The organism is Thermostichus sp. MS-CIW-37 (assembly GCF_054060065.1).
Genome location: NZ_JBSSCV010000053.1, coordinates 1 through 6406 on the forward strand (window position 1 = coordinate 1; position 6406 = coordinate 6406).

A 6406-nucleotide genomic window follows, 5' to 3' on the forward strand; every position below is an offset into this window, starting at 1 on the left:
GGAAATGTCCTTCACAGGAGTCACTGTTCGCGTCAGCGGGACGGAGTCCTTGAAGCCCGCACTCTTTCGCTTTAGCGGCGCGGAGCGCTTTGCGTTAGCATGAGTGCGGGAGTATGTCACATTCCAGCACTGCTTTTAAGATGAAGAGTGGAAATTGGCGCTCCCCTGACATCTCTTTTTTTGCTAAAGAACGCTTGCAGGGCATGGCTGAACTGCCCACAGGATTTTTGGAAGGCGCTCCAGATCTGGCTGTTGAAGTGCTTTCCCCCCGCAATACGGTTGAAGAAATTCATGACAAGCTGGTGGAGTACTTTGAAAATGGCAGCCGCCTGGTTTGGCTGGTTCACCCCAGCGAGCACTACGTCCTGGTGTATCGCAGCTCTCAAGAGCCTGACCGCCTCCTGAAATCGGTTGATCTTCTAGAAGGTGAAGAGGTTATTCCAGGATTTGCCCTGCCGGTGGCTCATCTATTCCAGAAGCTTTCCTTGTAACATCCCCCCGCCCTCACTCTAGCCAATAGAGCTTGGGCCTCCCAACCTTGCCATTGGGCATTCCTGCCCCGCGTCACAGAACGACTTGGCAGAGGAGTCGGTATCTCGACCCTGACTTTCCCGCCAGAGCGCGGAACTTGTAGCTCCCCGCACCCCTTGCAAGTTAAGTGCAGGGGGTTGCCCCTCTCGCCGACGGTCTATATTGAACTAGTTCGGGATCCGAAGAGGACGTCATTAGCGGTGCGGAGCACAATCAAGTGTCGATGGGGAAGGATAGCTCTGATAGGTTTCTTGGCAGCATTCCTCGCTCCTGCCCCTGCCATCTCTTTGCCTGCCTTCCCACCTCCTCCTGAGAAGACCTCGGCCCCAAACACTGCTTCCGAGTTCAACTGGCAGGGATCCCTCAAGTTGCTGCGGGGGGATCCCGTGGCTGCCCTGTCGGATCTGGATCGGGCGGTGCAGTTGGATCCCACCTATGCGCCGGCCTATGTGAACCGCAGCTACGTCTACAACCAGTTGCGCCAGCCGGAAGAAGCTCTGGCCGATGCGGAGCGGGCCATTCAGTTGAATGCAGGGATCCCAGAAGCCTACTTTAGCCGCGGGGTGGCCTATCTTCAGTTGGGGGATCGAGAAGCGGCGATGGCCGACTTTCGCCAGGCGTTGGCTCTCTTTTCCAAGAGTGGCAACTTTGCCGACCGAACCATCATGCAACAACTGCTGCGCCAGTTGGGGGTGGATTAGCCTTGAGTCTTTAGAGACTTGCGTTCTCCCAACCACTCTGATAAGGAAACTTCCTGAGCTTGCAGCCCAAAGACCTGACAAAAGGACTTCACCACCACCGGGGCCACTGCCGCCATCGTTACTCGGGGACAAAACTGAACCAGGGATCCCACCGGGCGATCAGGGATCCCACAAGGCACGATGGCCTCGAAGGCAGCTAGATCCGGGCAGACGTTGAGGGCAAAGCCGTGGTAGGTCACCCAGCGGGAGACCTTGATGCCGATGGCCGCCACTTTGCGCCCCTCCACCCAAACCCCTGTGAGGCCAGGGATCCGCTCCCCCCGCAGGCCAAAGTGGGCCACAGTTTCAATAAGCACCTGCTCCAGTTGGCGCAGGTACCAGTGGAGATCCAGACGGTGGCGCCTGAGGTTGAGGATCGCATAACCAACCCACTGGCCTGGCCCGTGGTAAGTGACTTCGCCGCCGCGCTCTACCCGCAGGATTTCTGGCCCTTGTCCAGAGAGGAATTCTGGGCGGGCAGCTGGGGATCCTATCTGTCCAGCCAAGCTCTTGAGGAACTTGGGATCCGCCCCTGCCCCCAGGGTGTAGACCGGCGGGTGGGTGAGCAGTAGGAGCCCATCTGGCAGCTGCGGATTGCAGATCAGGCGAGCCACCCTGGCTTGCTGCCAAGCCCAAGCGGTGCGATAGGGCACCTCTCCCGCCAGGTGAACCTCCAGAGGCGGAGATCCCAAAGAGCGCTCAAACACCTGCGAGGACATCTCAAAGACGGTTTTGCTGGAGAGCTCGCTGTGCCACCAGAAGATGACCAAAAGACCCCATCCCAGCAACGTCCACCTAGCCTACCGGCAGGTTGACCTGCGCCCGCAACCGCTCCAACAAGGCGCGAGGCTGCAACAGCCCCTCAATGCGGTCAATCGGCTTCCCATCTTTGAAGAGGATCAGCGTTGGCACCGCTTGAATGCCCCAGCGAGCAGCGATGGTTGGGTACTTTTCGGTGTCAACCTTCACAAAAGTAACCGCATCCCCCACCTGAGGTTTTACCTGCTCCAACACTTGCGCCATAACCTGACAAGGGCCGCACCAGGAAGCATAAAAATCCACCAGGATCGGGGTTTTGGATCCCTGAATCATGTCGTCAAAGCTTTTGAATTGCTGTTTGTGCGCCATAGGAAACTCCAAGGGTGTTCTGAAAAGCCTGAGATGAAATCTATTTGTAAGCTAACTGTTTGAGATTAAAAATTGGTGTGGAGATCTCGCCGCAGCCTGCTTCGGTTTCCCGGTAGGATGGCTAGGGTTCAGGAGAAGAGCTAGAGCGTACCCGTAGTCTAGGGTGTTGTGGTGGACAAAGGGGCAGACTTTAGCAGGGCTTAAGCACTTGTCTTTTTTTGAGGAGTGGGATCCCAATGGCAACAAGTAGCAGCATGGTGAATCGTGGCGTGTTGGCCACAGTGCTGGCCGGGGTAGGACTCAGCCTATGGGGGGCTTGGCGTTGGCTGTGGGATCCCTCGGCTTGGAGCCAGGTGGTGGCCGGGCTGCTGCTCAGCTTGGGAACGTTGCTGTACTGGCTGAAAACCCGCCCCGCTGACCAGCTGGTGGTGGAACCCAAGGGCTGGGGCATAGGCCGCAACACCTTGGAGCACTGGGTTATCCAGGCGGAGTTTGTGGCTCGCAACCTCAACCCCCTTTTGGAAGTCACCTTGGCCCAGGTGGAGCCGCGACTGCATTTGCTCAGCGCCGGATCCCTAGAAGGCATTCACACCCGCCTACGCCTGCGCTCTCGCCATCCGGATCTTCCCCCCCGGCAAGACAACTACTGGCAGGCTTATATCCTCACCCCCCAGAGCCAGACTGGCCTAGAAGTCGAGATCGAGCTGAAGGGGAAAGGGCTAGCGGATCTGCGCTCGGCCTGGCTCCAGCTGGACTACATCCAGTACGGGCGGCAGCGGCGCACCCTCAAGACCAGCCACCTCATCCTGCCGTTGCAAGAGGTGGAGCCCTTGCCGGAGCTGAACTGGCAGAAGCAGGGATCCCTCCTTTGGGCCGCCGTTCCCACCCATCTGCTGACCCCCAGCGATGACTTGGCCGAGGTGCTACGGCGGTATGTAGGCCCTCACATCCAGCCCGGCGATATGGTGGCCATCTCGGAAAGCGCCGTGGCTATTGTCCAGGGCAACTTCCGCCATCCCCTGCAGGTGCAGCCCGGCTGGCTGGCCCGCACCCTGTGCTACTTCTTCCCCTCCAAGACCAGTCTTTCAAGCTGCTACGGGATGCAGACTTTGATCGACTGCTCCGGGGCCTGGCGGGTGGTGTGGGCTTTTGTGGTGGGATCCCTGGCCAAACTGCTGGGGATCCCGGGGGTCTTTTATGCCCTGGCGGGGGAGCAGGCCGATCTCATCGACGACGTTACTGGCACCCTGCCTCCCTATGACCAGTTCATCGTGCTGGGGCCGCGGGATCCGGCCAAGTTGGTGGGGGATCTGCATCGGCAGACGGGCTACGAAGTGGCCATCGTGGATGCCAACGATCTGGGGCAGGTCAAGATCCTGGCAGCCAGCCCCGGCGTAGAGCGGGAGCTGGTGGAGCAAGCCCTGGGCAAGAACCCCGCCGGCAATGCCGCTGAACAAACCCCCCTTGTGCTGATCAGGAAGATGACACCTGACTGAGGCTCTGCTGGGATCCGAGGGCTTGCATCGCCTGGTGAGTGGAGAGGAAGAAGCGCTCAGCGCCCACTTTCTCCACAAACCCAGCCTTTTGGAGGCGATCCATTACCGGCCCCTTCACCTCGGCTATGGCAAAGCCCACCCCTGCCTGCTGCAAACGTTCCACCAACTGGGTCAGCACTTCCAAAGCGCTGCCGTCGATGAAGTTGATGGCGCTGGCAACGAGCAGCACCTGCTCCACTGTGGGTCGCGCCGCCACCTCTCGCAGCAGATACTCCTGCAAGTAGGCTGCGTTGGCAAAAAACAGGCTCTCGTCCACCCGCACTGCCAAGATACGGGGATCGGTAATCACCTCATGGCGCTGCACGTTGCGGTAGTGCTCCGTACCGGGCACCTGACCCACGATGGCAATGTGAGGACGGCTGGCCCGCCAAAGAAAGAGCAGGATGGAGACTAACACCCCTATTCCGATCCCCTGCTCCACTCCGATCCCCAGCACACTGGCAAAGGTTACCAACCAAACCAGGGCATCGCCACGGTCGTAGCGCCAGCTTTGCAGCAGGGGGTGAAAATCCACCAGGGCCAGCACCGCCACCAGAACAATGGCCGCCAGGGTGGTCTGGGGCAAGAAGGTGAACAGGGGCATCAGCCAGATGACCGTCAAAGCCACCAACAGGCCGGTGATTAGGGAGGCCAGGCCACTGTTGGCGCCTGCTTGAAAGTTCACCACCGACCGGCTGATGCCTCCCGTTACCGGATAGCCGCCACTGCAGGCTGCTGCCAAGTTGGCTGCCCCCAAAGCCACCAGATCTTAGTTGGGATCCACCTTCTGCCGCCGCTGGCTAGCCAAGGACTGCCCCACGGCATAGCTCTCCGTGAAGCCCACCAAGCTGATGGCCAAGGCTGTGGGCAGAAGCGCTGTCCACTGTCCCCAGCTCAACGAGGGAAAGCCCAAGGGGGGCAACCCGGAAGGAATGGAGCCAACAACGGATACCCCTGCCCTCTCCGAGAGGTTTAGGCCCCAGACCAACAGGCTGGTCACGAGCACAGCCGCTAGCGGTGCCCCCTTGGTCAAAATCAAGGCCCAACTTGGAGGCACACCCCAACGCCGCAGTTGGTGGGGCAACTTTCGCTGAGCGTACACCAGCAGGGATACGGCCAGCAGCCCTAGGCCAAAGGTTGCCCAGTTCACCTTGTCCAGGCTTTGCCACAGCCGCTGCACCAACAGCAAGAAGGACTCCGTATTGGCGATCTTGACCCCCAGGAGGTGGCGGAGCTGGCTGAAGCCGATAATCAAAGCTGCCGCGCTGCCAAAGGCAGTCACCACCGCATGGCTGAGGAAATTGGCCAAAAATCCCAGCCGCAACAACCCCATCGCCCCTTGAATCAAACCCACTTCCAAGGCCAGGCCTAAAGCCAACTGCCCGTACTCCGGGCTGCCCGGCAAGGACTCCGTCCCGCTGACGCGACCGGCCAGCGGCTCTAACCCTGCCGCCACCAAGAGGGAGATGATGGCCACTGGCCCTACCGCCAAGGCGCGGCTGGATCCCAGTAGTCCATAGACGATCACCGGCAAAATACTGGCGTACAGGCCCACTTGGGGGGGCAACCCGGCCAACAGGGCATAGGCCATGCTCTGAGGCACCAGCAGAATAGCCACCACAAGGCCGGCGATCAGATCTCCCGGCAAATCTGATCGCTGATAGTGGAAGACCCAAAGGGACTCCTTAGCAAAGGGCAGGTACCGCGCCAGGATCCCTTGCCCCCCAGAGGAAGTAGAAGGGATCCCACTCATAGCGCCTGACCTCGGTTCCAGGGCATGCGAGCCAAGAGCAGAGCCATGCCACAGGTGTTGGTTACACCCGCAAACACCAGCCCAGCGCCCACAAAGCCACTCAGCAGCAGCCACCAGGGGTTGACAAAGGCCCCCAGAAGGGTTCCGGTGAGCACCAGGGATCCCGCCGCAATCTGCACCTGCCGCATGATGGAGATGGGCGCATTTTGGGTGCGGGTAACGGGCAGCTTGGCCGCTTTCCAAGCCTCGATCCCGCCCTTGAGGCTAATCACCTCCGGCCAGCCGCGGTCTAGCAACTGACAACCGGCGCGGATGGAGCGGCTGCCCATGCGGCACTGCAACACCACCGGCTTCTCTGGCGTGGAAGCAGGCACTTTGGCCGGGTCAAAGGTAGATAGGGGCATGTTGATGGCCCCCGGGATCCGCTCATCGGCATATTCTCCCGGCTCCCGCACATCAATGAGCTGGACTCGCCCCTGATCCAGCCACTGTTTTAAGGTCAGGGCATCGATCTGATACATTTACGCTGAACACTGCTGAGCACTACTGCTCAACGGTGAAGCGATAGCATTCTGTCCGTTTCCAAACAGAACGGCGGTATCCCGCAAAGCCCTGAGCATGACGCCCAGAGCGCCTTGCCAATCTCGTGGTAGCCTATGGTTGCACTTTGGGCATCTAAACACCTTTGCGCCACCCAACTTAGTGTGGATGTGCCCGCA

5 protein-coding genes and 3 pseudogenes are annotated in these 6406 nt (G+C 59.8%); 3 read left to right on the plus strand and 5 right to left on the minus strand.

The genetic code is table 11. The features are described 5' to 3' along the window. Positions 1–107 precede the first annotated feature (107 nt). Positions 108–491, plus strand: a pseudogene (locus tag ACVWYZ_RS14050) (Uma2 family endonuclease); the annotation flags it as partial. Between the two features lie 291 nt (positions 492–782). Further along, positions 783–1232 carry a tetratricopeptide repeat protein gene (locus tag ACVWYZ_RS14055; RefSeq protein ID WP_457444799.1) on the plus strand — a complete coding sequence of 150 codons (450 nt, stop codon included), beginning with the start codon at positions 783–785 and terminating at the stop codon, positions 1230–1232. Here ACVWYZ_RS14055 and lipB read toward each other — a convergent pair. Together lipB and trxA are read right to left on the minus strand one after the other, a co-directional pair. Continuing rightward, positions 1229–1990: a lipoyl(octanoyl) transferase LipB gene (gene lipB, locus ACVWYZ_RS14060; protein WP_414381798.1), complete on the minus strand. Its 762-nt coding sequence runs from the start codon at positions 1988–1990 to the stop codon at positions 1229–1231. The two genes, ACVWYZ_RS14055 and lipB, sit on opposite strands and share 4 nt — an antisense overlap. 76 nt (positions 1991–2066) lie before the next feature. Next, a complete protein-coding gene (trxA, locus tag ACVWYZ_RS14065) occupies positions 2067–2399 on the minus strand; it encodes a thioredoxin (protein ID WP_414417012.1) in 333 nt (110 codons plus the stop codon). A 236-nt stretch (positions 2400–2635) separates the two neighbouring features. On the opposite strand from trxA, the gene ACVWYZ_RS14070 reads away from it, so the two are divergent. Beyond that, on the plus strand, positions 2636–3895 hold the full coding sequence (locus ACVWYZ_RS14070) for a hypothetical protein (RefSeq protein ID WP_457467403.1): 1260 nt from the start codon (positions 2636–2638) through the stop codon (positions 3893–3895). Here ACVWYZ_RS14070 and ACVWYZ_RS14075 read toward each other — a convergent pair. The 3 genes and pseudogenes from ACVWYZ_RS14075 to ACVWYZ_RS14085 form a co-directional block, all read right to left on the minus strand. After that, positions 3873–5687: pseudogene (locus ACVWYZ_RS14075) on the minus strand (SulP family inorganic anion transporter). The gene ACVWYZ_RS14070 and the pseudogene ACVWYZ_RS14075 sit on opposite strands and share 23 nt — an antisense overlap. Continuing rightward, positions 5684–6208 (minus strand): rhodanese-like domain-containing protein, encoded by a 525-nt coding sequence (locus ACVWYZ_RS14080; RefSeq protein WP_457467404.1) that lies wholly within the window; start codon positions 6206–6208, stop codon positions 5684–5686. The pseudogene ACVWYZ_RS14075 and the gene ACVWYZ_RS14080 overlap by 4 nt, the downstream one beginning before the upstream one ends. Then, positions 6209–6406: pseudogene (locus ACVWYZ_RS14085) on the minus strand (RNA-guided endonuclease InsQ/TnpB family protein); the annotation flags it as partial. It lies immediately after the preceding gene.

Excerpts from the sequence above, each read along its gene's own strand:
- lipB (WP_414381798.1), bottom strand. The coding sequence starts at position 1,990 with ATGTCCTCGCAGGTGTTTGAGCGCTCTTTGGGATCTCCGCCTCTGGAG.
- trxA (WP_414417012.1), bottom strand. The coding sequence starts at position 2,399 with ATGGCGCACAAACAGCAATTCAAAAGCTTTGACGACATGATTCAGGGA.
- ACVWYZ_RS14070 (WP_457467403.1), top strand. The coding sequence starts at position 2,636 with ATGGCAACAAGTAGCAGCATGGTGAATCGTGGCGTGTTGGCCACAGTG.
- ACVWYZ_RS14080 (WP_457467404.1), bottom strand. The coding sequence starts at position 6,208 with ATGTATCAGATCGATGCCCTGACCTTAAAACAGTGGCTGGATCAGGGG.